The 23,892-nt window shown below is 55.5% G+C and carries 20 protein-coding genes; 6 read left to right on the top strand and 14 right to left on the bottom strand.

Annotation, left to right across the window (positions count from 1 at the left end; all coding sequences use genetic code 11):
- Positions 1-13 precede the first annotated feature (13 nt).
- Both feoB and HXY34_07080 read right to left on the bottom strand, forming a co-directional pair.
- Positions 14-1,948 carry a ferrous iron transport protein B gene (gene feoB / locus HXY34_07085; protein ID NWF95892.1) on the bottom strand — a complete coding sequence of 645 codons (1,935 nt, stop codon included), beginning with the start codon at positions 1,946-1,948 and terminating at the stop codon, positions 14-16.
- Positions 1,945-2,712: a metal-dependent transcriptional regulator gene (locus HXY34_07080; protein NWF95891.1), complete on the bottom strand. Its 768-nt coding sequence runs from the start codon at positions 2,710-2,712 to the stop codon at positions 1,945-1,947. Before HXY34_07080 ends, feoB begins: the two co-directional genes overlap by 4 nt.
- A gap of 316 nt (positions 2,713-3,028) precedes the next feature.
- Here HXY34_07080 and HXY34_07075 point away from each other — a divergent pair, with 316 nt between their 5' ends.
- Entirely contained in the window at positions 3,029-4,042 is a 1,014-nt protein-coding gene (locus tag HXY34_07075) for a transcription initiation factor IIB (protein ID NWF95890.1), read from the top strand.
- Positions 4,043-4,579: 537 nt separating this feature from the next.
- Here the strand turns inward: HXY34_07075 and HXY34_07070 are convergent.
- From HXY34_07070 to HXY34_07055, 4 genes are all read right to left on the bottom strand, one after another.
- On the bottom strand, positions 4,580-5,251 hold the full coding sequence (locus HXY34_07070; protein ID NWF95889.1) for a hypothetical protein: 672 nt from the start codon (positions 5,249-5,251) through the stop codon (positions 4,580-4,582).
- Positions 5,252-5,748: 497 nt separating this feature from the next.
- Positions 5,749-6,399 (bottom strand): NUDIX hydrolase, encoded by a 651-nt coding sequence (locus tag HXY34_07065; GenBank protein NWF95888.1) that lies wholly within the window; start codon positions 6,397-6,399, stop codon positions 5,749-5,751.
- Positions 6,400-6,528: 129 nt separating this feature from the next.
- Positions 6,529-6,957, bottom strand: coding sequence for a hypothetical protein (locus tag HXY34_07060; GenBank protein ID NWF95887.1), 429 nt, complete (start codon positions 6,955-6,957; stop codon positions 6,529-6,531).
- A 59-nt stretch (positions 6,958-7,016) separates the two neighbouring features.
- On the bottom strand, positions 7,017-8,897 hold the full coding sequence (locus tag HXY34_07055) for a hypothetical protein (GenBank protein NWF95886.1): 1,881 nt from the start codon (positions 8,895-8,897) through the stop codon (positions 7,017-7,019).
- 398 nt (positions 8,898-9,295) lie between these two features.
- On the opposite strand from HXY34_07055, the gene HXY34_07050 reads away from it, so the two are divergent.
- Both HXY34_07050 and HXY34_07045 read left to right on the top strand, forming a co-directional pair.
- A complete protein-coding gene (locus HXY34_07050) occupies positions 9,296-9,826 on the top strand; it encodes a macro domain-containing protein (protein NWF95885.1) in 531 nt (176 codons plus the stop codon).
- The gene (locus HXY34_07045; protein ID NWF95884.1) at positions 9,823-10,308 is read left to right on the top strand and encodes a hypothetical protein; all 486 of its coding nucleotides are present in this window, start codon (positions 9,823-9,825) and stop codon (positions 10,306-10,308) included. Before HXY34_07050 ends, HXY34_07045 begins: the two co-directional genes overlap by 4 nt.
- A 137-nt stretch (positions 10,309-10,445) precedes the next feature.
- Here the strand turns inward: HXY34_07045 and HXY34_07040 are convergent, their stop codons facing one another.
- The 3 genes from HXY34_07040 to HXY34_07030 all read right to left on the bottom strand — a co-directional run bounded on the left by HXY34_07040 (position 10,446) and on the right by HXY34_07030 (position 13,901).
- Positions 10,446-11,807: an FAD-dependent oxidoreductase gene (locus HXY34_07040; protein ID NWF95883.1), complete on the bottom strand. Its 1,362-nt coding sequence runs from the start codon at positions 11,805-11,807 to the stop codon at positions 10,446-10,448.
- Positions 11,808-11,901: 94 nt separating this feature from the next.
- On the bottom strand, positions 11,902-13,443 hold the full coding sequence (locus HXY34_07035; GenBank protein ID NWF95882.1) for a hypothetical protein: 1,542 nt from the start codon (positions 13,441-13,443) through the stop codon (positions 11,902-11,904).
- Positions 13,444-13,505: 62 nt separating this feature from the next.
- A complete protein-coding gene (locus tag HXY34_07030) occupies positions 13,506-13,901 on the bottom strand; it encodes a response regulator (GenBank protein ID NWF95881.1) in 396 nt (131 codons plus the stop codon).
- 162 nt (positions 13,902-14,063) lie between these two features.
- On the opposite strand from HXY34_07030, the gene HXY34_07025 reads away from it, so the two are divergent.
- The 3 genes from HXY34_07025 (at position 14,064) to HXY34_07015 (ending at position 16,562) form a co-directional block, all read left to right on the top strand.
- Positions 14,064-14,510 (top strand): hypothetical protein, encoded by a 447-nt coding sequence (locus tag HXY34_07025; GenBank protein ID NWF95880.1) that lies wholly within the window; start codon positions 14,064-14,066, stop codon positions 14,508-14,510.
- 14 nt (positions 14,511-14,524) lie between these two features.
- Positions 14,525-15,442 carry a hypothetical protein gene (locus HXY34_07020; protein NWF95879.1) on the top strand — a complete coding sequence of 306 codons (918 nt, stop codon included), beginning with the start codon at positions 14,525-14,527 and terminating at the stop codon, positions 15,440-15,442.
- 244 nt (positions 15,443-15,686) lie between these two features.
- The gene (locus HXY34_07015; GenBank protein ID NWF95878.1) at positions 15,687-16,562 is read left to right on the top strand and encodes a GNAT family N-acetyltransferase; all 876 of its coding nucleotides are present in this window, start codon (positions 15,687-15,689) and stop codon (positions 16,560-16,562) included.
- 64 nt (positions 16,563-16,626) lie between these two features.
- On the opposite strand, the gene HXY34_07010 is transcribed toward HXY34_07015, so the two are convergent.
- Genes HXY34_07010 through HXY34_06990 form a run of 5 tightly spaced genes read right to left on the bottom strand, consistent with a single transcriptional unit; the run spans position 16,627 to position 23,888 of the window.
- Complete coding sequence (locus HXY34_07010; protein NWF95877.1) at positions 16,627-18,120, bottom strand: NADH-quinone oxidoreductase subunit N; 1,494 nt, start codon at positions 18,118-18,120, stop codon at positions 16,627-16,629.
- Position 18,121: 1 nt separating this feature from the next.
- Entirely contained in the window at positions 18,122-19,660 is a 1,539-nt protein-coding gene (locus HXY34_07005; GenBank protein ID NWF95876.1) for an NADH-quinone oxidoreductase subunit M, read from the bottom strand.
- Positions 19,661-21,925: a hypothetical protein gene (locus tag HXY34_07000; protein NWF95875.1), complete on the bottom strand. Its 2,265-nt coding sequence runs from the start codon at positions 21,923-21,925 to the stop codon at positions 19,661-19,663.
- An 11-nt stretch (positions 21,926-21,936) separates the two neighbouring features.
- Complete coding sequence (locus HXY34_06995) at positions 21,937-23,457, bottom strand: NADH-quinone oxidoreductase subunit M (GenBank protein NWF95874.1); 1,521 nt, start codon at positions 23,455-23,457, stop codon at positions 21,937-21,939.
- Complete coding sequence (locus tag HXY34_06990) at positions 23,457-23,888, bottom strand: 4Fe-4S binding protein (GenBank protein NWF95873.1); 432 nt, start codon at positions 23,886-23,888, stop codon at positions 23,457-23,459. The genes HXY34_06995 and HXY34_06990 overlap by 1 nt, the downstream gene beginning before the upstream one ends.
- Positions 23,889-23,892 lie beyond the last annotated feature (4 nt).

Raw genomic sequence — 23,892 nt, 5'->3', positions numbered from 1 at the left:
GATTGCGGTCAGTCTAGTAGATGCCAATCAGTGGTAGCAGTCGGAGTAGAACACCACCGAGAACTACTGCTGTGATGACCTCGACCACGGTTATCTGAGCCGCCCGCCGATACCCGAATTCCTTCACAAGCGTGGCTATTGTAGCGAGGCACGGTACGTAGAGCATGACGACGAATGCGAATACAATCATCTGCCCAGGAGTGAGTACCAATGCGAAGTTGGTCGTGCCGAGAAGGGCAGCCAGCATGATCAGTGTCAACTCCTTCCTCAGGACACCGAAGAGCAGAACAATCCCTGCTACCGTTGGGAGCCCCAACCAGAAGACTATCACCGGGCTCATATACAACCCCACAACATCCAGAAGACCCACTGCTGATGACAGCTGAAGGAGAAGGTTACCCGCAATGATGATTGGAAATGCAACGTAGACGAACTCACGTATGTTCGTCCATGCCTTCTTCCCCACTGTAGACGGCGAAGGCCTACGATAGCAGGGCATGTCCATGATCAGTCCTTTGGGTTCTCCCGGAAGCAGCCTGAACGCACCACGGGTCAGGACGAACAGGATAATGAAGTCAAGCACATAGAGTATCACGGCCCAGTGGAAACCAACGTACGCAGCCACAAGGCCCAGTATGACGATGCTTCTCGCGGTACAGGGTACCAGGCTGGCGGCAAAGCCACAGATGAGGCGTTCGCGCTGGGTCTCTAGCACTCTGCATCCCATGCAGGCTGGGACATTGCATCCAAATCCAACGATGAGCGGAATGAATCCCTTTCCATGAAATCCAATCTTATGCATCACCGAGTCCATCAAGAATGCTATTCTGGCCAGATACCCCGTGTCTTCAAGAAGTGAGAGCGCGATGTACATGGGCAGTATGTAAGGAAGGGCAACAGTGACTCCGGCAACAACGCCCTCAATGAGCGCGCTCCAGATGAATGCCGACAGCTCTCCGGGAAAAGCCGCATCGTATGAGGACCTCAATGCAGAGAACCCATCATCAATCAAGCCGCTGAGGATGTGCCCCAGTTGGAACACTCCGTAGAACATGCCACCCAGCAGTACCAGCATGAGCAGGTAACCCAGTATCGGATTGAGCGCAACTCTGTCAAAGTGCTGAAGGAGTGACCGTTTGGGAGTACACGGCTCTGTGGCCATCGAAGCCACCCTGGCGGCTATTGCGTACCTCTCCGAGGCCAGCACGGTCGTCGCATCCTGAGTGTATCTCTCCTCAATCTCCTTTCTAAGTCGGTCAACAGTCGTTCTGAGTGTGGGTCGCATGGCGTAGAGCTTTGCACTGGTCTTCTGGTCCTCCTCCAGCAGACGTATGGCTACGTACCTCAGAGGATGGTCAAGTTCGAGTCCTGAGAGGGCTGACTCCAGCTCACAAATCCTAGTCTCTATCCCCGTGCTGTACTTGATGACTGTGGGTGCATTCGCGTCCGTGCCTGACCGTCGGATTACTTCATCCATTAGGGTGGTCAGGCCAATCTCACTTGTCGCAACAGTGGCCACCACAGGAACACCGATTGCGGTGGACAGTCTGCCGGGGCTTGCCCTTATCCCGCGGCTCTCGGCCATGTCAACTTGGTTGAGCGCAACGACCATCTTTGGGCGCATCTCCAGCAACTGCAGAGTGAGGTACAGGTTTCTTTCCATAGCACCCGCATCTATTACGTTGACTAGCACGTCAGCCTCCTTGGACTCTATGTACTCCCGAGTGACAGACTCCTCTCCGGAATACTGCGTCAGACTGTAGGTGCCGGGGAGGTCTATGATGTCGATTGTTCGTCCACGATAGTGGAGCGTTCCCTCCGCTCTCTCAATTGTCTTGCCGGGCCAGTTGCTGACATGCTGGTGAAGGCCTGTCAGAGCATTGAATACGACACTCTTGCCAACGTTGGCATTACCTACCAATGCGACACGGATGGTTGCCTCGGTCATGCTGCCTTCCCTCGGTGACGGCGTTCCTTGTGCCTGCCAGACTTGGTTACCTGATGGACGACCTCCTCGTCTAGGACCTCCACGACCACAGCGGAGGCAAGTCCCCGCCCAACCGCGACACTCGAGTTTCGCACCTTGACCTGAATCGGGCCGTTGAGCGGAGCCGCTGCAAGAATCTCGATACCTGTCCCGGGTGTAAGCCCCATTTCCAATAATCGTCTGGTGGCGGTGGAACCCTTCTGAATGAACAACACGATGGCCTTGTGTCCGGTTCTCAGACTTGATAGGCGGGTCACAAGCTTCGAGCCACTCCCCGGTCTGCCATGTGCCTCTGCGCAGCCACTGCAGTCCTCCACATCTAGCACGCACGGAGGTATGGGCTTGTCATCGTCGGGGCACAGCTCCGGCTGATCCATGCTCTTGCACATGGCGTCTGCTACTTCATCGGAGAGACTGTGTTCAAGTTCGCAGGCCTCTTCATGCACTCTCTCCCTCTTGAGACCAAGTACATCATGCAGAAAGCGTTCAAGCAGCCTATGTTTCCGTACTATCTTCTCCGCATACACCAATCCCTTGGCCGTCAGAGTGACTCCCTTGTAGGGTTGGTAGTCGACCAGCCCCTCCTCTGCCATTCTCTTGATCATCTCGGTCACGCTGGGTGGGGTGACTCTCAACTTCTCCGCGAGGTCCGTCGTCTTTGCTGCGACTCCCATCTCGTGGAAGCTGTGAATCACTCGCAGATAGTCCTCGATGCTGCGACTCATCATGGTCTGTCAGGCCCCGGCTGTCAGTCTCGCTTATAGAGGTTTAGGTCTGCCTAAATCTATGTGGCCGTGGTTGGCCTGATTCGCATACGCTTTGTATAGCCGACACGTCTTCGGAATGCTTATATCCCAGCGGTGTGTTACAGACTTGGGGGAGATAAGCACTAGGGGGGATAATAGACGGTAGTGATGCTACCCCAAAGTTTAAATACGTAGATGCGGATGATGTATATATAAGGCTTGCTGAACCTGTCCGGGGTCTGAACCATCTGGTTTCGTTTTCGCGCCACTGGTTAGGCAATACAGAGGGTTCCAGATGAGAGAGGGTTCGCGCCGAGCAAAACCAAAGGTGAAGAAGATGGCAGCAAGGTCTGACAGAGCAAGAAGGCAGTTAGACAGAGCCGACGACATGTCAGGCGAGACCGGGTTTGTGTGTCCCGAGTGTGGCGGTACTGACATAGTCCAGAACTTGGAGAAGGGGGAGAAAACCTGTGCAACGTGTGGTCTCGTGGTCAGTGACCACAGGATTGACACCGGTCCTGAATGGAGAGCCTTCACCTCTGACGAGAAGGATGCAAGATCCCGTGCTGGAGCTCCAACAAACTACTCCATGCATGACAAGGGTCTCTCAACGGCCATCGACTGGCGCGACTACGACTCCAGCGGAAGGCGGTTCTCTGCCAAGAAGAGGTCCGAGATCTATCGGCTACGGAAGTGGCAGATTAGGACCCGTGTGCACAGTTCAGTGGACCGGAACCTGGCGCAGGCCATGTCAGAGCTCGACAGACTGGCTTCACAGCTGGGTCTCACAAAGGGAATCAAGGAGCTGGCAGCGCTTCTCTACAGGAAACTCATCGTACGCAGACTTGCACGCAGCAGGTCCATAGATGCAATGGTTGGCGCTTCCATCTACGCGGCCTGCAGGCTCAGAGAGGCACCGAGGTCTCTTGAGGAGATTGCCCGCCACTCACGAGTGTCTAAGAAGAAGATTGGTCAGCACTACCGTCTTCTTGTGGAGAAGCTGAAGCTGAGGATGCCCATTTCTGACCCGGCAAACTACGTTCCGAGATTCATCACACAGCTGAAACTGCCTGGCAAAGTCCAACAGAAGGTGCTTGAGATCTTGGAGGAGGCCAAACGCAAGAGGACCCTTGTCACAGGTAGAGACCCAAGGGGACTGGCTGCGGCGGCCATCTACATCGCGTCAATACTCACCGACTGTCGTGTCACCCAGAGAGACATCGCTCTCGCGGCAGGTGTCACCGAGGTCACAGTCCGGAACCGCTACAAGGAGCTCGTCCAGAAACTCGGCATCACCATAGACTTGTAGTGCATTCGAATAGTGACGGAGAGCGGCGCGAACTCCGCTCTCATCTCTGTTTATTCTTCTGGCACCTATCTTACGTGATATCAGTCTGAACACAATCGGTCTGTCGCATCCAACTGGACACATTGTTCAACTGATCCACAGAGGCCGTCAACAGGTCGACGCCTCGTCCTGTCGTCTCAGGAGGGCTTGCACCCGCATTCGAGTGCAATCCCATGGACCTTCAGGATTTGCACACAACCAGGACACGGCACTGGGAAGGGTCACTCCTCGAGAAGAGGTCTCATGAGGTGTCGAACCAACCTCGAGCTCTCCGTTCCTGCACGGAGGCATACATGCACCACGCAGCGATGTCTAACCAAGACCGTCCAACTTCTGGGCAGCTGCTGCCGACCCCAGAACACAGACTTGTCAGTCGCTCCCTGTCATAGTCAGACCAGGCGCAGCACAGAGAAACGGACACTCCGAACTGGAGTCATAGTTTCGAGTTGAGACGGAAGAACATGGTTGGAGGGGATTCCCCCTCCTTGGTTTGAATCACTACTTTCTCTTAGCGCATACTACTCCAAGAATGACTATCACGACCACAGCCGCGCCGACTAGAAGCATGTTGTCCTTCAGGAATCCGACAATGTCGAAGGTTGTAGTCATGCCTGTCCTGGTCGCGTGAATGTGGTGGACAAGAGTGCTGGTCACAGTGTTCCATGTTTCATACTTGTAGACCGAGAAGAAGCCGTCAGTCTTCGAGTATGCAAGTGTGATCCGATACTCCGCTGTGGCGTTGATGTTGATCTTGTACTCAACCTGCCAGAGGCTGCTGGTAGAAGAGAATGTTTCACCTGTCAACGCCGTTGCCAGCAAGATCTGGAGCAGGGTCCAGTTTCCGATAGGCGCCACGAACTGGCCGCCGACTGCATATATCGGTATGAACAGCAAGGCCGTCAGTCCCATATTGGTGCCGTTTGCCCACCAGAAGTCTATGGAGGGGTCAGGTATGGATAGCCATGTCGTCACCGGGTCCGGCATTGCAGCCCCGGGCATGGCTGTGACGTTCATGTAGATATTCTCGTTCATTACCAGTCCCGGCCAGTTGCTGCTCAGTGTGTAGTCTGCTCTAGAACCCAGCCTGACGCCCCACTCAAGTCCCTGAGACGTCGGTATCGCTGACACCACTGGCAGGAACAGCAGAATCACTAGTGTTTGGTACAACAACACGATGAGTGCTCTTCATGTCTTCAGTTTCCATGTTGCCATTCAAGTGGCTGCAGTGTGTTTTGCACATATGCAGAAAAAGGATGCGCTTCCGTGGTCCCGTCAATGATCGCAACGTTGGTCCGAATCACTGGCATTCTAAGGCCTCCTCTGTGTGTGGCCATGTGGCCCTTGACATACAGACGGCGAAACTGAGGTAATCCGATGCTTCAACTGGAGACGGAAATGAGGATTCAAGTCCCTTTCCTTGGAAGGTCACAGCTCCTGCATAGGACTCCGGCGTACTGACCGTGAGCTGTCCGTTGACGGTTACCACAGTTCGTCATTTCGAGCTGATTCAACGTGTCCTCCATCCACAATGCGGCATCAAGACTGACCACCGAATGTGAGTATGGATCATGAGTACGCAATTCCGACTTGAAGTGACCCCATCAACTGAACAACGATTCAAGTGACATTAAGCCATTGCGCACAAGAGGCGGCAATTCCGGTACTGTTCAGTCCTTGTTCGGCTCCTCATTCAAAAGCCTCTTGTGTCTGTCAAGCGACTTGAAGAACTCACGGGTGAGGAAGGCACGATACCGGAATCCTCCCCAACCTGTTGCTTCCATCAGAGGATTGACTTCGTTCAGCAGCTGGTCATGTGTCATCACCGCGATGTCGTAGACCTCATGTGTATCAAGTGGGGTCATCTCGCCCGAGACCTTTCTGGCAAGGAAGACAAGTGAACGCCAGTGTATCGCACCGTCTTGACAACGGATGTCCAGCGTGACGTCTAGGACAAACCGCACCAGCTCTATATCAAGACCTGTCTCCTCGTGCATCTCACGCTTGGCCGCAGTCTCCAAGTCCTCTCCGACGTTGGCACCTCCTGAAGGTGCACGATAGATCCCCGTGTTGGCATATGCGTGCTTCTGTATGACGACATAGCCATCAGCTGCCTCAATGAAGCAGGTGATGTCGTGATTGCGACCCTTGCAAGTGCTCTGTCTGACTAGGTTGCACTCGAACTCCAAGAAGTCTGCCCTGAAACTGCGGCGTACCGGTACTCCATACCTCCGTTTGAGAGCCGCAATCTCTGATTCTGCGAGGTCGTTCAAAGCAGCCCGCGCTTGAAAGAGCGCCGACCAAAAACGTTTCGATTGCATCGCTGTATATCATCGATTCGGATGCCGGCGGACGAACCACATGTGTCAAGTGAGCAGTCTGCGGGCAACTCGTCGATAACCACGAGAAGAAAGAGAGAAGGCGAGTCCTTGCGGACCCGCCAGGTGAAGCTATTTGGACTTGGTCTTCTTGGGCGGCGGTGCGCTCCCACCACGTTTCCGGCACACAACAGCACCCACGATTAGGAGTCCGGCCGCTGCCGCAATGATCAGCAGGGTCATATTATCAATACCCGGAATCCAGCTAGGTACGGCTGTCACTGTGACCACTACAGTGTCTGTCGCCGTATGACCCGCCCAGTCGACAACAGTGATGAGGTAGACATAGTGGCCTACTGCCAGTCCGTCGATGCTGATTACCACATCAGTCCCAGTCCATGCTCCTGATGCAGCGCTGGTCGCATTCCTCGTTATCGAATAGGAGTCAGGCGCGTAGCTCCTCGGATGCCAGACAATGGAGTTACCGGTCGCGCCGACCTGGTACTGGACGTCGGAGGGTGAATCGATGGTTGGCCGCATCATGTATGCTACGAGGTTCAACCACAACTCGAAGTTGTCAGCGAAGGCGGAATTGTCCTTGTCAGTCGTGGAAGAGTCAATCAGCCAGCTGATGTACAGTGTCTGATGGTCAGCTCGCTCGGCGACGAGAGACTGGTTCGTACTGGGCAGAGAACTGTGACCTGCAAAAGGGTTGCGTTGTCAAACAGGTGTAGCATGCAGCCCTCTACCGCATATATGTTACTACTGTCAAACTGGGTTGCGCCGTAGTCCACGGGATGGTTGAACACGGGATGATTGGGGTCCCACATGTAGAACGGATCGTGAGTACTGAAGGGGGTAAGTGGCAGGAAACCAAGCAGAGGCCATAGTTGGTGGTCCGCCACGTCATAAGCACGGTAGTAGGACATTAGAAGCCGACCACCCCCCTTGACGTAGGTGGCCAGACTGGTCAAGACAGTGTGATGTATTGTGCCAGAGGGCGAGTCCACAATCACTAACTCGTACGTGTCCTGAACCAGCGTAAGGTTCATCGTGCTCGCCACTGTCACCAGTTGGTAATTCAGCTTTAGTTCGTTGAGAGCCAAGGCCACAGGCGTCCTGTATTTGTTCACACTATACGTTTCATCTGTGAAGAGGAGAATCTGTGACTCCGCGGCACTCAGCCAGCCCGCGACATTGCGGGCGAAGTCCTCGTTATCGCTCGATGCTATCGTAGCGTCTTGTGCCCAGTTGATGTCAGCAAAGGCGAAGAGTCTTCCCTTCCCGACCTGATTGACAGCTGCAATCACATCGGGTCCTTGATACCACAGTGCCTGAGCTGTTCCGGTCAGGTTGAGGAATCCCTTGGCTGTCGAGAACAAGTCTCCGATATTCTCGTTGATGATATGGGACTTGGCTGTGTAGGTGACATCGGTGGAGGATCCGCCATCGAGCCATATCTGGACACCCATTCCCTGCATCATGTGGTTCAGCTGGTCGTCCAGCATCTTGAAGTTGGAGAGTCCCGGATTCTCACCGAACACCCACAGGGAGCCACCGGCGTTCACCCATGCTGACACAGCGGACGTCTCAGCAGGGGTGTAGTTGTAGTCCGGCGTCACCAGAATCAGAATGTTGTAGGGAGCAAGGTTGTTCTGAGTGAGATTCCCTGAGGATGACGGATACAGCTTGTCAACTGTGAATCTCATGGACACAAGCATATTGCGCAGATCCGTGTAGGAGTTCGGAAAGGCCGAGAGTTCGTCCCACAAGTCAATGCTCCTCCGTGGTTGATGGCTCATGTCGAAGACCACACGCGCCTTGGGTACAGGTGCCAGCCAGGTCACGGAGTCCGCAATCAAGTCTGCAAGGTCCGGAGCAATGGAATCCCCATAGCCGGGCAGCTGCACGACCTTTCCTCCTCTCTCACTCGGATCATAGGCAACACCCGTGGCCCAGTCAGTGTGACCGGTAGCGTACAGTATCTTCGTCATGAATGCTGCGTCTGCCACTCCACTCAGAGTGGTCCAGTAAAATGTGGCCCAGTCGAGCTGTGTCGAGTTGAGGTTATCCCCAATGTCGTAGCTCTTGGTGGTCGGATGCAGGGCTGCGACCTGCTGCACTTCGCTTATCACATATCCCCAATAGACACCATACCCGTCATCGCCTTCCGACTCGGCCGGTAGCATTCCCGCATAACCCAGATATGCGATACTGCTATCCACGCTAAGTACGCCACCGCCACCAATCCAGAACTCCTTGACCTGATTGGTTATGTTCTCCCTCGGAAGGTTGTCAGGCAGAACCAGTACATCGAAGCGTGCGGTGCTAAGGACATGTGACGTGATGTCCGAGGCATCAACAAGAGTGACATCGAAGCCACGGCTGGACAGGAAGGCCGCCATGACTGTTCCGTTGACGGATACAAGTGCCGCCGACACATAGGACGGCAGTGTATAGTTCCTCTCGTCATAGACTGCAACTCTGACGGTCTTGGGCATGACTTCAGAAAGAGTTGCTTGCTGTCCGAGAACGTCGGAGATTACTGTCACACTGTTCGGTGCTGCTGCACACTGCAGGCAGGCGAACAACGGCGAAATCAGAATGAACAGCAGTAGTGCTGTTGGTAGTGTGCGCTCGTTCGTGTTCGGAATCCAAAGTATGAAGCGTACAGACAGATAAAAGCCCTCGCAAGTTTGAGGCTGTGTCGTACGAGTCGTACCTCATGCGCTAGGAGCCGTTGTGGTCTCATCTCACTTGCAGGAACATGGATGCCGGGAGTGCTTATCTGTCGGCCCTAGTCCGGCCTTGATACCTTCGGACCATTCGCGGGAGCGTCCGGCGAAGAGGACAGACTTTTTTTGTGTGTTTGTACATATCACACTGTGAGGGATGACTTGTGCCGAGCAAGAGAGTAGGCATTGTGACAACGCACGGCGACATCACGGACTTGGACGTTGATGCAATAGTCAATGCTGCGAACTCTGACCTGTGGATGGGCTCAGGCGTTGCTGGAGCGATCAAGCGAAGAGGCGGAGTCGAGATAGAGAACGAGGCCATGGCAAAGGGGCCAATACGGCCGGGAGAAGCAGTCATAACTGGCGCTGGTCGTCTGAAGGCGAAGTACGTGATACACTGCGCGGGGATGGCCCCGGGAAGACCTGCGGAATACAAGCACGTCAGAGACTCTGCACGACATGCCCTGACAATCGCGTCCGGCAGGAATCTGAGGAGAATTGCGTTTCCCGCGATTGGGGCGGGAGTGGGTGGCCTGACCCCCACTGAGTCGGCTAGAGCGATATTGGAGGCTGTGGAGGACTTCGAGGGGACGGGTGGCTCTGTTGAGCAGGTGATTCTTGTCGGCTACAACGAAGAACTTGAGAAGGTCCTCTCCTCAGTCGTAGAAGAGATACGAGGAAAGAGGAAGTGACCGAGTGGACAGTCGGCAAGGTCAGAGTGTGTCTTCACCTTGGCCCTTACAATGGGTCAGGCATGGGCCTCGTGCTCAAGTCGAAGGAGAGACACCCCAAAGGGACGCCACGCAGGTCCAATCACGGCGGTGATGGTGCTCTACGGCTTTGCGTCGGCAATGATGTGGAGACGAGTGTAACAGAGCGCGTCGAGTACTGGCCTCCGGTCTCAGTCGAGAGCCCGGACCGGAGGAAGACCATATACCGTGCAATCCGAAACACACTCACGCTGGCCAAGAGGGCGCAGATAGAGGAAGTGGGCCTCTACACCTTGGGTCTCGAGGTCGCACGAGTGCCCAGCTGGGAAGTGGCTGATGAGATTGTCAGAGCGTTGCGACACCACTCGTCCGGGGAGACCAGCGTACGGCGAGTCGTCATAGTCACGTCATCGCCGACACAGCTCAGTTCTGTTGAGCACGCATTGAAGTCCATTTCCGGATAGTCTGGCATGATTGATTCAAGGTCCTACGCAGACCACACTGTCGTGACGAGAATGGACACTCTTCCATGCCCCGAACCGAAGACTGACGGCCAGATCACCATGCGATGCTTGTAATAGCACGATGGTCCACCGACACTTCAGGTCTTCAGTCGTTTGCGCGCCGCGTCTGCTGACGTCACCAGTGGGTCCCATGTGTCACACACCGCTGGAGCATAGCAGTTCTCAAAGTCAAATAGGCCAGCAGCATCGACGCCCCTCTGTATGCCCATGGTCAGCACGTTCAGCCTCATGGCTGCGTCCTCAACCCCGACTAGCTGCCCGCCGACTAGACGACCGGAGTCTCTGTCGAAGTAGGTCTTCACTTTCAGTTCCTTGCCACCTGTGTAGTAGGGCGGCTTGGTCAGCCCTCTCACTGACCCCTTCACGACCGACAGTTCGTAACGCTTGGCGAGTTCCTCCGTGATGCCGGTGCTGGCTATCTCCAGCCCAAACAGCTTCGTCACCTTCGCACCCACAATGCCCGGGAACCGTACATCCCCTCCTGCTGCGTTTATTCCTGCGACACGCCCTTGTCTCACTGCAACAGTACCAAGTCCTGCAGCCGCTGGCTTCTTGGTCACGAAGTCCACATGCTCTGCACAGTCCCCACAGGCGTACACGTTGGGCAGATTGGTCTCCATTCGGTCGTTGACGATGATTCCCCGGGTGGGTCCCACCTTCACGCCAATTTGCTCGGCAAGCGCGGTGTTGGCACGTACACCTGTCGCGACAACAACCACATCGGCTGGTATCGACGATGTGGCTTCTGTGGCTCTGTCCTTCACTATGACTGATTCAGGACGCTCGTTGCCGACAACTTCCAGCGCGGCGGTGTTGACAAGAATCTGCAACCCGTGTGACCTGCAGTGCTCTTGAATGATCTCACCCATGTCGGCATCGACCATTGCGGGTAGGACATAGGGAAGGAACTCGACAACTGTAACACGCAGTCCTCGTTCATGCAGTGCTTCGGCGGTCTCCATTCCAATCAGCCCACCGCCTATCACCACTACATCCTTGGCCTTCTCCGCTTCCTTAGAGAGCGCCTTGGCATCGTCGAGCGTTCGTAGACCGTAGATGTGCTTCTTGTCAAGGCCCTTCACCGGCGGAGTCACGTTGTATGAGCCGGTTGCGAATATCAGTGCGTCGTAGTTGACTGTGACAGACCCGCCCACCCCCTCTGCCGTGAGTGAGTGAGCACTATGGTCTATTTCCGTCACCTTGACCCCGAGGTGAGCGGTTATCTTCAGCCCCTCCCAGCTCTCAGGAGGGGTCAGCACAACGTCCTCGAACTTGGCAACCTTCCCGGATATCGTATAGGGAAGGCCGCATCTGGAGTACTGCGAGTGGCGTTCTACATCGAATATCCAGATGGAGACCGACCTGTTCTGTTTACGAGCCTGCATCGCTGCTGTGGCTCCTGCAGCCCCGCAACCAATGACTGCTATACTATCGACCATAGTCTGTCACGTTGTGGGCGCCGACCACGAGTAAACCTAATCATCTTTGCGGTACGCTGCAGGTGAACGTCTAGGCATAACACAGGGAGTCTGACTAGACATCTCCCGATTCATCTTCTGAAGTACCGGCCGACTCAGCTTCAGAAGACTCGCCTGATGTTGGAACCGAGGTCTCTTCAGGACCAGTGGAGTCAGTCCGTCCGTGAGAGTCCGTTGAAGGAGCTGTTCCTGCTGCCTGCTCCTCTCTCTCTCGCATCGTTGGCATGAGCTTCCGCCCCGCCTCGAGGTCGGCCTTCAGTCTCTTGATCTGCGTCCTCCTTGCAAAGTAGAGCGCGATTATGACTGCGACGGACATACCACCACCGACGACGGTGAGTGTGGTCTGGAACTGGCTTGCAGCACCGCCGAGTAGCTGTTGCCATGTCAGAATAAGGAATGCTAGTCCACCTATGTTCGTCACGAAACTCCTCAGGGGAGTGTCAATCTTCGTCACCTCTGTGAAGCCAGTGTCGACCATTGCTGCACCGATGACACCCGCACTGTACTGGCTCATCTTGGCCTTCTTTGAGAGCTTCTTTATGCTGAGCGACTTCTTCTTGCCGAGCACCTTGATTGCCCGTGGGACTCTGCTGCTCAGGTACTCTCCATACTCGCGCTTTGCGTCTTCATGGTCAAGACCACACTTCCCACACATGTCCTTCTTCCTGTCCCAGTTCTTCCTGCACTTCGGACACTTGTCGCCCTGCCATGCCTCAGGGGCAATCTCCCTCACACGCTGCCTCAGGACATATTCGCTCACACCATCCTTGGACTCGGGCTCTGCAACTGTGGCCGTGCCCTTCTTCTTCTTCTTGCCCATCAGTGCCATAGCTGATAGTACAGAGAACAGAGCAGGCAGAGCACCTATGACCGTCAGGTTTGGCAGGGACCGAATCTCACCGGCCTTCTTCTGAATGCTCCGGACCTTGTGGGCGGTTGCAAGGCCGTCAAGCAGTGCCTTGATGCTGCCGGCAGTGCCAACGACCGCACCTGCTGTGGCTGCGGTCACCGCAATGCCCGCAACAGAAGTGACGACATCAATGAAGCTCTTTGGGGGCAGTGTCACATAGAAACCGGTTCCGACAGTCTGAGGGTGAACGAGGTCGCCTTCAAGGAAGTACTGGAAGTCCACAGACGCCTGATAGATGCCTGTGGCAAGGTCAATGGAGTAGCCGCTGAAGTTGCTGCTGAAGATGGCACCAAAGTCAATGTCAGTTGCTACGGGGGGCAATGACAGCGGAGCTGGAATGTACTGTACTACGGCCTGCTGAACGCTGATGGCGAAGACCTTGATACCCTGATAGTAGAAGCCTATCGAACCGGTCAGGTTGTAGATTGCCTGACTGCCCGTCGTGTTGACCTTGAGTAGCAGTGCGGTCGGTGTTTCGAGGTCTACCACTAATGGGTCAGTCGCAGTTGCAGTGGTGATGCTGCGGCCGTCGAGACCGATGTAAATCTGTATGTGACTATCGCCAAACCACTCTTCTGTCGGTTGGGCAGCTGCAGTGGAGAAACCTAGGCACCAAAGGCTGAGCATGAAGAGCATTGTACAGACCATAAGACCTCGACGCGTGACATGGAGCATACGGACAGTCATCTCCCAACTTCTGAACAGTTATCATCGAGTCGTCACATCTGTTAAGGGTTTTTGTTGCATATTCACAGCTCAAGAGGGGCCAAGTCCAGTAGCTGAGCGAGCGTGTCCGCAATAGCCGCGAAGCCCGCACTCTTCTTCAAGACCATTACTGCACCGGCACGCTTGGCCTCTTCGATGATCTGGGGCTTCGAGTATGCGGTGAAAGCACAGAGGTTTGCCAGTCCCATCGCCTGCAGTTGACGTATGCAATCTGTGCCAGTTGTGTCTGGGAGCTTTATGTCGACCAGACATGCATGGGGCGGCAAGCCGCTGAGAATGGCTTCCTTCACCTTCCGAATCGCTCTCTTGCAGCTGCGAGCATAGCTAATCTCAACATCCGACCCTGTCTTCTTCAGGTATGCCCGTAGTAGCTTTGCCACATCAATGTCATCGTCCACAATGAGTAATCTGGCGGTCACTCACCATCATCCTCTCGTGCCGAGTGTGCTAGGGTCTTCACTCGTTGCTTATCAATGCTGGCCCGTCATTCAGGTGTCGCAAGGTGGCAGTTCATAAGCCTCTCGGCGGCACATACTCACAGGATGTCCAGACCCCAACTAGATGCAGTCGGAGCAGAGTCCATGTCAATAGCGGATGCCACGCCCAAACGCAGAGGGGTCTGTCTTCTGTTCAGAGTGGTGAGAGTGGACAGAGAGTACAGGGGTGTGGCAAGAAGCACCGGCAGAAGACTGGTTGTCAGAGACCTCCTTGTGGGTGACGCATCAGGCACCATCGTTTTTGTCGCATGGAACGAGGATGCCCTTGAGATGAAGGTGGGTGGAGTCTATTCTGTTTCTGATGTCAGTGTGGATGTATACGACCATTGCATGAGGCTCAGGAAGGGTCATCAAGCCACTGTGAGAGAATTACACGTTGACATCGATGTCAACATGGACAATGATATGAGTCGTCCTTTCGCATGGAAGCCTCATCATGCGTCGTCTCGACGCCGTTCCAGCACGGGACGGACGTTCTGGGGTGCTCCGGGCAGAGAGGACAGTGGCTACTGTGGCTCCAGAGGCTTCTGACAAGAGATTCCCTTTTGAACAGGACCGCTCATCCTCACACCATGTTCGTCCTTCTTGACGGCCAGTCCGTCCCGTATCCTCCTGCAGTACTGACCGGTCATCTCCGTATGTGCGGCCTCACTCTTCGTCAACAGACCGAAGTCATGGAGGCTGTGGCGCAGAGACTCACCAGAGGCTCTACTCCCCTTGAGCTGAGTGCTCTGAACAGGTTCCTTGAAGATGAGCTGTCAGCGCTGGGAGAAGCAGTTGTGCGGCGGTGGACAATGCTTGCTGAGTTTGAAAGACGCAGAAGAGAGACAGGAGGGCCGTCCCCCATTGTTGTTGCTTTGGAAGGAGCGTCGGCGACAGGTAAGTCAATGCTGGCACTGGAGGTGGCTGCCGATCTCAGCGCTACCAGAGTGATTGGCACGGACTCGCTGCGTCAGGTCTTGCGGACTATCCACTCAGAGGACGAGCATCCCGAGTTGTTCTGCCACACATATGAGGCACACAGGTACAAGCAGACGGGACCAAGCACCTTGTCCCCCTCGGTGAGAGGTTATCTGGCCCAGTGTGACATGATCGTCCCGCACCTGAGAAATGCCGTCGAGCGGATTCTGAGCGAGGGTCTGGAGTGCGTCATCGACGGAGTGCATGTGATTCCGGGTTCAATACAAGACGCAGGAGCAAGCGTCATCGAGCTGGTGATCAACCCTTCGGAGGCAATCCACCGCTCGATGTTCATGAGCAAGAGTGGCGCTGGCGGCCTGAGGACCGTGACTCACAGCCCAGAGGAGAGAGCCCTTCACTTCGAGAGGGCTCGGGAGATACAGGACTACCTGGTACACCTTGCGGAGAGTGCGGGTGTGAAGGCGGTCTCCTTCAAGGACTACGAGCAGGCGCTCAGAGAGATAAGGTCCGCAATACTGACCCGCATACGGGAGCTGCTGTAGCCATCCGCAGGGACTCGGATGATTCTGAACCGCCAACATGTGACGCTGTTGCAATGCCCTTTGACACACACGTCTCACGGATTGTGATGAGTCTGAACTGCGCGGCATCTGCGACGTCCGGAAGCCAGTCTGGTGATTATGCGATTACACTCGGTCGCTGCGATAGAATGCATTATACGTATGGCCGCACCAGCCAAGACGCTCAATGGTAGCAAGCATTCCATTTGTCAGGAGTGACTCCAACATGGTTGACTTTACGGTTCGTCGTGTGGTCGAGTCAGACAGAGATGACGTGCTCGAGATTGCAAGAAGGACCTGGGGCGGTCACGACTATATGCCCTCTCAGCTCGACGAGTGGCTCAAGAGTCCCAGCTGTCGTCTGGTTGGACTCGAGGTTGCAGGAAGAATCATCGGACTTGCGAACCTTCACATGATTGACTCTGGACGCACAGGGTGGATGGAAGGGCTGAGAGTGCATCCCAGGTATCGGCGGAAGGGTCTGGCGAAGGTCCTCACAGACGAGCTTGTAAAGGAAGGCAGGAATGCGGGAGTAGAGCGACTCAGGTACACCACAGACTCGACCAACTCTGCTTCAATAAGCCTCGCGAAAAGTATCGGAATGAGTGTGAGAGCTGAAATGGGGGTCTTCTGGAAAGGCGGGCTGAAACGCGTGAAGAAGGGCGGTGTCAAGGAGTCCCCTCAGTATGCTGAGCGCGATGCTGCAGAGAGAATACTCAAGGGGGCAGCACATCTCTTCTCGGACGGAGTGATAATCCACGACTGGAAAGCCTATGACTTCTGCTCGGAAGGCATCTCCCAGGTACTACAGAGTGCACGAGCTTACATCCTGACCGACAACGAGCGCATTGGGTCCGTCACTTTCGGTTCTGTCAGGACAGAGGGACAGGACAGCGGCTGGTCAACTGCAATCTACGCGGAGACGCCGAGCGACTTCACAAGAGCACTCTACTCTCAGGTATTCTTGGCAAGAGCAGAGGGACGTCCGTTCCTCATGGGCATCTACCCGTTGAGATTCAGGCACATCCTACTCGCAGAACGTTGGGTCCCGAAGTGGGTGGAGAGATTCTCGATACTCCTCTTTGAAAAGCGGCTTGGTTGACAGAGGGACGAGGGAGGTCTCCATGAGATGTCAATCATGTGCAGCGGACACAAGGCATTCCTCGCTAGGGAAAGAGCGCACTTCCGGCAGACCAAGCGTAGTCCATGGCCAGACCCCAGTCTATCATCATTATCACCAACAGAACCGCGCATACTGCTGAAACGAACAGCGGTGCTCTTGCAACGGACAAGGGTGTGCTGTCTGACGGCTCCTCCTGGTACATCTTGGAGAGAAGTGGAACGTAGTAGCCGAGGGACATGACCATGTTCAGTATGCCTAGCACGGCCAACCACCACAGACCGGCATCGACAGCGCTCCAAAGAAGGAATATCTTGGACCAGAATCCAGCTGCAAACGGGACCCCTATCAGCGAGAGCACAAGGACGGCCAGTATGCCTGCAGCCAGTGGCGACCGCTTGCCCAGTCCGGCCAGATCGTCGTAGGTCACATCCTTTGCCATCTTGAGAGATATCGCCCAGATCAGGATGAAGGCGCCCCCTTTCATGAGTGCGTGCACAAGTGCGTGGAACGATGCTGCGGCCACGCCGAACTCGGTGCTGGCGGCAATGCCCATGAAGAGATAACCCATCATGGCTATGCTGCTGAAGGCGAGCATTCTCACCACGCTCTTCTGTCCAAGCGCCAGGTAGTTGCCTATGGTCATGGTGAGCACCGAGACGAGAGCGAGGACCCATATCCATTCGTATCTTGCGACAGCGAGTGCCACAAAGAGCAGTCGAATGATGGCCGCTACGCCGGTCTTCTTGGTTGCGCCTGCAAGATACCCCGCGATGTTGCCATCTGCAGCCGAGTAGGTGTCAGGCACCCACATCCAGCCCGGAAACACACCTATCTTGAAACCGAATGCGACGACCAGCAGTACGATTGCCAGTAGTATCGTGTATGCTGCCTGACCGACAGGAACGGTGTTCCACACATCTGAGACTGCCCTCCCTACTGCAGCCATCTGTGTGGTCCCAGTGACTCCATACAGCAGTGCAATCCCAAGAAGGATGAGCATGGTGGACATCAGGCCCATGACAAAGTACTTGGTCGCGCCATCAATGCCAGAGCGATTGGGACTCATGGCTACCAGCACGTAGGTTGGAGTGGACATCAGCTCCCATGCAACAAAGAGGGCAATGAGGTCCGCCGCCATGACAACCCATATGGCCCCAGCGAACGACATCATCAACAGGAAGTTGTATGCGCCTGTGTCGCCGTCAAAGGACGAAGATGACACAAGCATCAGGAACGCCACAATCAAGACTATGTAGATGAAGAAGTCGGACAGACCGTCCCTGACGAAGAGCGACCCGAACGAGGGACCTGTGGCATCAAACAGGACCATCTCAAATGAAGCGACCACCACACCGAGCAGGCTCAGGGAAAGGGGATTGTACCTCAGTCCCACGAGTAGCGCCAACAGACCGAACGCCACCAGCGTGAGAGCGGGAAGTGAACCCACGAGGTCTGTTGGGATTACTGACTCGATCTCGTCCGTAAGTGGTGCAAAGAGAGCTCTGAGAGCGTCAACTAGCCATGTGAGTTGCTGCATCCTATGGGACACCTCCTCCGGCCATACTACTGACTATGAAGCGAATGACCTGCTGTATCTGGACTATCACGAGGTCGGGCCAGAGGCCCAAGACAAACACAGGGACCATCATGAGCACAGGGGCAACCAGGTCACGCAGTGGTGCGTCTGAGACCTCCTTGGTAGGGTCGGACTCGCTGAAGACAGTCCGGTTCAGGGTCCACAGGAAGTAACCCACCGTGATGAATATCGCAAAGGTGATCAAGGAAGCCCATATCCACACCATGAAGTTCGAGATGGTGAGCAGGGTGGCCCAGCCAAAGAGTACAAGGGCCTCAGCTATGAAGCCGCTGAGACCTGGGAGACCAAAAGCTGCGAGCGAGGCGAGTACGAACAGGGCAGAGAGGCGCGGTGCCCTCTTGGACAGTCCCTGAATTGCAGGTATCTCGCGACTGCCCGCAGAGTACTTCATCTGGCCTGCCACAATGAAGAGCACCGAGATGATGGCGCCATGACTGAACATCATGAACACTGCTCCCTGTAGCGCGAGTTCAGTACCGATTGCCACACCGAGCAAGACCCAGGCCATATGGTTGATAGAAGTGTACGCCACCATCGATTTCAAGTCCGTCTGAGCCATGGCGGTGAAAGCTGCGTAGATACAGGTGAAGACCGCGACGACAGCGAACGGGATTGCGAGGCGTGAGAATGCCACGGGATTCAGCCAGACGCCCAGTCGGATGAAAGCGTAGCCACCCATCTTGAGTAGGATTCCAGCAAGAATGACCGAACCTGGGGTTGGAGCCTTGACATGTGCCCACGGAAGCCAGTTGTGTAGAGGCCACACGGGCAGCTTGACTCCCGCGCCGAGAAAGACCGCTAAGGCGAAGCCAATCTGCACCTCGGGCGCCAGTGGGGTGTTCCTCAGAGCCACCATGTCGAAGGTGTACCCACCTGCAAAGAAGAGAGCGAAGAAGCCGAGGAGCATTGCCAGCGAACCGAGATGGGTGTAGATGAAGAACTTGATTGCAGCGTGACGACAGCCCTCCTCCCCAAACTTGCCTATGACGAAGAACATTGGGATGAGTACGAGTTCCCAGAAGACGAAGAAGCCCATCAGGTCAAGTGATACGAACACACCGGTGAGGCCTGTCTGCAGGAGCAACATCAGCATGTAGAATGTCCCCTCAGACTCATGGATGTGAGTTGCACTCAGTACCGCGACAAACACAACCAGACTTGAGAGTACGACCATCACCACTGAGATGCCATCGACGCCGACTATCAGCTGGATGATTGCACTGTGGTAGGGGAGCGCTCCCATCGTATAGGTTGAGACGTAGTCCAGGTACGGAGCGGCAAGAGTCGATGTGTCATAAGCCAGAGCGAGGGCGACCGCAATCACGAGCTCAACGAGCGTGGTAAGAATGGCGACTGGTCGCGCCAGTTTCTTGCCCGCAAGGTATGCGACAAACGACATGAAGAGAGGAAGGACTAGCATGAACCACAGTGGTCCAAGCGGCAGAAGCGACAGAAGGGTACGGGCTAGTTCGGACTGCATCTATATCACCCCCATCACTATCAGGACCAGGATGAGTATCAGGCCCGTCCCGAATATCATCACACCCACGTAGTCGTTGACTCGACCTGTCTGCAAGGTCTGGCTGGACTCGGACGCACTGATGCCGGTCTTTGCAATGCCCTCTGCGAAACCATCAATGACATTGTCATCAAACCAGCGCACCTTCTTGGAGAGGACCCGCGCAGCTCTTGCGGAGCCAAAGTCAATCCCGTCTATGACTCGGTTGTCAATCCTCACTCTCCAGGACTCGGTGAAGCGAAGGAACTTCCCAACAAGCCAGTAGTACGACTCGTTGATGTACCAGCGGTGACGGAGGAAACTGTACACCCGTCGGGCAAGCCCGGTCTCGGGAATGACCCGGTTGTGTCTGCCAGCGCCCCTGACATAGATCCTCCAGGCAGGTATGGCACCCGCCGCCAGGGCCAACAGTGTGATGCCGAACGGCACTATTCCCTCCGGAGAGACCTTGACCCACATCATCTCAAGGAGGAGGCCCGCATACAGTTCGGGGGTCATGGGCCCCTCATGCATTACCAGCGACTGGATGAAGGGAAAGACGGCAAATGCAAACACAGTGAAGGCCGCCAGCACATACAGAGGAATCATCATTGCAGGACCGGGGTCATGGGGCTCGGAAGCGTGGTGAGCGCCGCTGTCGTGGCCCTCGTCCTTGTGCTCCTCGTCCGGCCTGTGTGAGTCGTCGTGGGCTGTTGCAGCTGTTGTGGTCTCTGCAGGTGATTCATGCGGACTTCCTAAGAAGGTCATGCCGACAAGACGGATGGAGTAGAAGATGGTACATGCTGCAGCTCCAACGGCCAGCACGAAGAGTAACAGACCGACGCTCTCATGGAGGGCCAGCTCATACGCGTACTCGATTATGGAGTCCTTTGACCAGAAGCCTGAGAATGGAGGGATACCGGACAGTGCAAGGACGCCTATGACCATGACCGCGAATGTCTTTGGCATCTTGCTTCTGAGTCCGCCCATCTTGGTCATGTACTTGGTGTGCGTTGCGTGGATCACTCCACCCGCAGCAAGGAAGAGAAGGGCCTTGAACGCGCCGTGGCTCACCACATGGAGCACACTGCTGAGGTAGGCCGGCTCGTAGTGAGTGCCCAGCATGCCTGCTGTGCCCAGAGCCAGCATCATGTATCCGAGCTGGCTCAGCGTGGAGAACGCCAACACCTGCTTCAGCTCCATGGACACCATGCCCATTGTAGCGGTCATGAAGGCGGTGAGACCACCGATCACACCCACAATCAGGAAGAATGTGAATGCGGACTCCATGCCAACCTGCTGAAGCGGGGTCCACAGGCCATGTCCGCCTTCGCTGATTCCCGACGCACCGGCAATGGTGACGACGAAGCGTGCAGTGATGTACACACCCGCCTTGACCATTGTTGCCGCATGAATGAGCGCGGACACGGATGTTGGCCCAGCCATGGCCTCCGGCAGCCAGACCTGAAGGGGCACCTGTCCTGACTTCCCGATCGCACCCATGAATATCAACAGAAGTGTGGGAATGAGCAGGCCGATGGCAGCGAGACCACCCCACCAGTCATTGGCATTGCTTGACAGAGACTCGGTGCCGGTGAATGAGAAGGTCCCCGCGAACGCAAACAGGAGCAGGATGCCTCCGAGCATGAATGCGTCGCCCACCCGCGTCACGATGAATGCCTTTGTGCCACAGTGGGTGTTGTACTGTCCCTCTGTCTTGAAGCTGAGCAAGGAGTTGCCATACTTCACATCGGTCGGGTCGGTCTCAGGGGGATTTCGCCTGTCGGTCCAGAAGCCTATGAGACCGTAGGAGCAGAAGCCCATGATCTCCCAGCCGATGAAGGCGATGAGCAGGTTGTTGCTCAGGACAAGTGTGAGCATCCCGCCGCCAAAGGCAAGCATGAGAAAGAAGAATCTGTCACGGTCGCCCTCGTGTGCCATGTACTCTGTGGAGTAGACATAGATGAGGAAACAGAGTGTGCTTGAGAGTATTGCCATGATGACCGAGAGGGGATCTATGAGAAGCTCGAAGTGGAGATTCAGCGACGCAATCCACACCCAACTCGTCGGCCCCTGAGGAGCGTCCATGTCTCCCAGCAGCGACCAGCACAAGACCATGCTGATACCCATGAGAATCGCTGGAGTCCAGTCGCGGAGCCTCTCGTTGAAGCGACCGACCAGTGGGACGAACAGAGAGCCTGCCAGAGGAATCACGACAATCAGATAGTAGGGCAGTCCTAGCAGCACTTGACCTCACCTCAGGGTAGTATGTTTGGAATGCCGTTCGTCCCCGCCGTTATGACGTCGAGGACTAGGCCGGGTAGTATTCCGAGCAGCACAATGAGGACGGACAGGGCAATCATCGGGACAGTCATCGACCTCGGACCCTCTCTCACATCTTCCAGTGTCTCAGGATGTGGACCCAGGAATACCTTCCAGAGGAAGCGAAGCATATAGCCTGCACTCAGAATCGTGCTTGAGAGCGCCAGTATCGTGATGGCCAGAAATGGCACTGACCCGACCCCGGTGTCCGTGATGAGCGCAGCCTGAAAGCCGCCGAGGAACATCATCCACTCGCTCGCAAAGCCGGAGAGCGGAGGACTCCCGGCAATACTCATTGCGCCTATCGCTGCAGCGAAGGCGGTCACTGGCATCTTGTTGTGGAGACCACCCATGAGATCAATGTCGCGTAGATGTGTCTGGTGTATCACGGCGCCCGCGGTCATGAAGAGCAGGCCCTTGGAGAATGCGTGGTTGATGAGATGGAAGAGTCCTCCGGCCATACCAAAGGATGAGAAGGTGCCAAGAGCGAACAGGACGTAGCCCATCTGTGAGACCGACGAGTATGCGAGGAGGCGCTTGATGTCCTTCTGTGCGAGTGCCATGAACCCACCATAGAACATGGTGACCACGCCAACCGCGGCGACTACAAATGACAGTTCCCTTGCCGTCCCCGGCATAGTTATCGTCCCGAATCTGACCAGCGCATATGCGCCTGTCTCGATCATGGCGCCGGAGAGGAGTACTGAGATTGGTGTGGGGGCCTCAGCATGCACGGGCGGCAACCACCAGTGAAGCGGAACGACGGCCATCTTCACAAGGAAACCCGCCGCCAACAGGACGAAGATCAACTTGAGGAGTTGGGACTGACCAGCGAAGAGCGGATACGCCGCCTGAATGACTGCGATATCGAAACTGCTCGCTCCCGAAACATAGTATAGCAGCGCCAGACCGATGAATATGGTGACTGCGCCGCTCTGTGTGTACAGCCAGAACTTCATGGCTGTTCGCTGTCTGGTCTCAGGCAGTCCCCAGAAGAGAATGAGGAAGTAGCTGGGAACCAGCATGAGCTCCCACGCGATGAAGAACTCCAGGATGTTGGTTGCAAGAGTGACCCATTGCATGCCCATCAGAAAGAACAGCTGATTGGCGAAGAAGGTCGGTCTGTTCTCAGTATGCTCAGTGTATCCCACTGCGTACAACACTGAGAAGAAACCGAGCACTACAATGGCGAACGTGATGGGGAAGGCTATCTGGTCGAGGTTGAGGCCGAACTCACCAAGCACTGCAGACCACCTGAAGCCCTCGTATGCCGTGCCTCTCTCCACGAGCACTCTGTAGAAAGGTGGTATCATGAGCGCGACTGACAGCGATGAGAAGCCGACTGCAACCTTGCCAGCCGACCCCTGTAGTTTACCCCTGAGCAGGTAGATGATGAGCCCTCCAATGAAGAGGACAACCAGCGACGAGGCCATGAGCGGCAGTTCGAGAGTCTGCACTACCTGAACCTCCTTCCACGCCACTTCAGAGGCTCTCTGTCAAGAGTGGACATCCTCTCAGGACCATATGTCAGACTCTCCCGGTCTCCCTCAGAGAGGTCCGTCACAGGAGTGTGAAACAGCGCGTTGAACCTGCATGCCTGGACGCATAGCCCACAGAAGATGCATCTGGTGTAGTCGAAGTAGAGTGCCGCGTCCTTCTCGAACTTCCTATCGGCCTTGTCAATCCGAATCGCAACGTTCGGGCAGGCCCTGACACACTGTCCACAGGCCGTGCAGTTCTCTCTGACATGGATGTGACGTCCCCTTGTACGCTCTGGATAGTAGCGGTCCTCGTAGGGATACAGCTCTGTGATTGGTCGCTCGAAGATCTGTCTGAATATGTGTCTGAGGACTCTGAATATGTCACCCAAGACTGCGAAGAATCTCATTGTC

Source organism: Candidatus Thorarchaeota archaeon (assembly GCA_013388835.1).
Taxonomy (GTDB): Archaea; Asgardarchaeota; Thorarchaeia; order Thorarchaeales; family Thorarchaeaceae; genus JACAEL01.
This window is presented reverse-complemented; position numbering and strand designations above follow the sequence as displayed.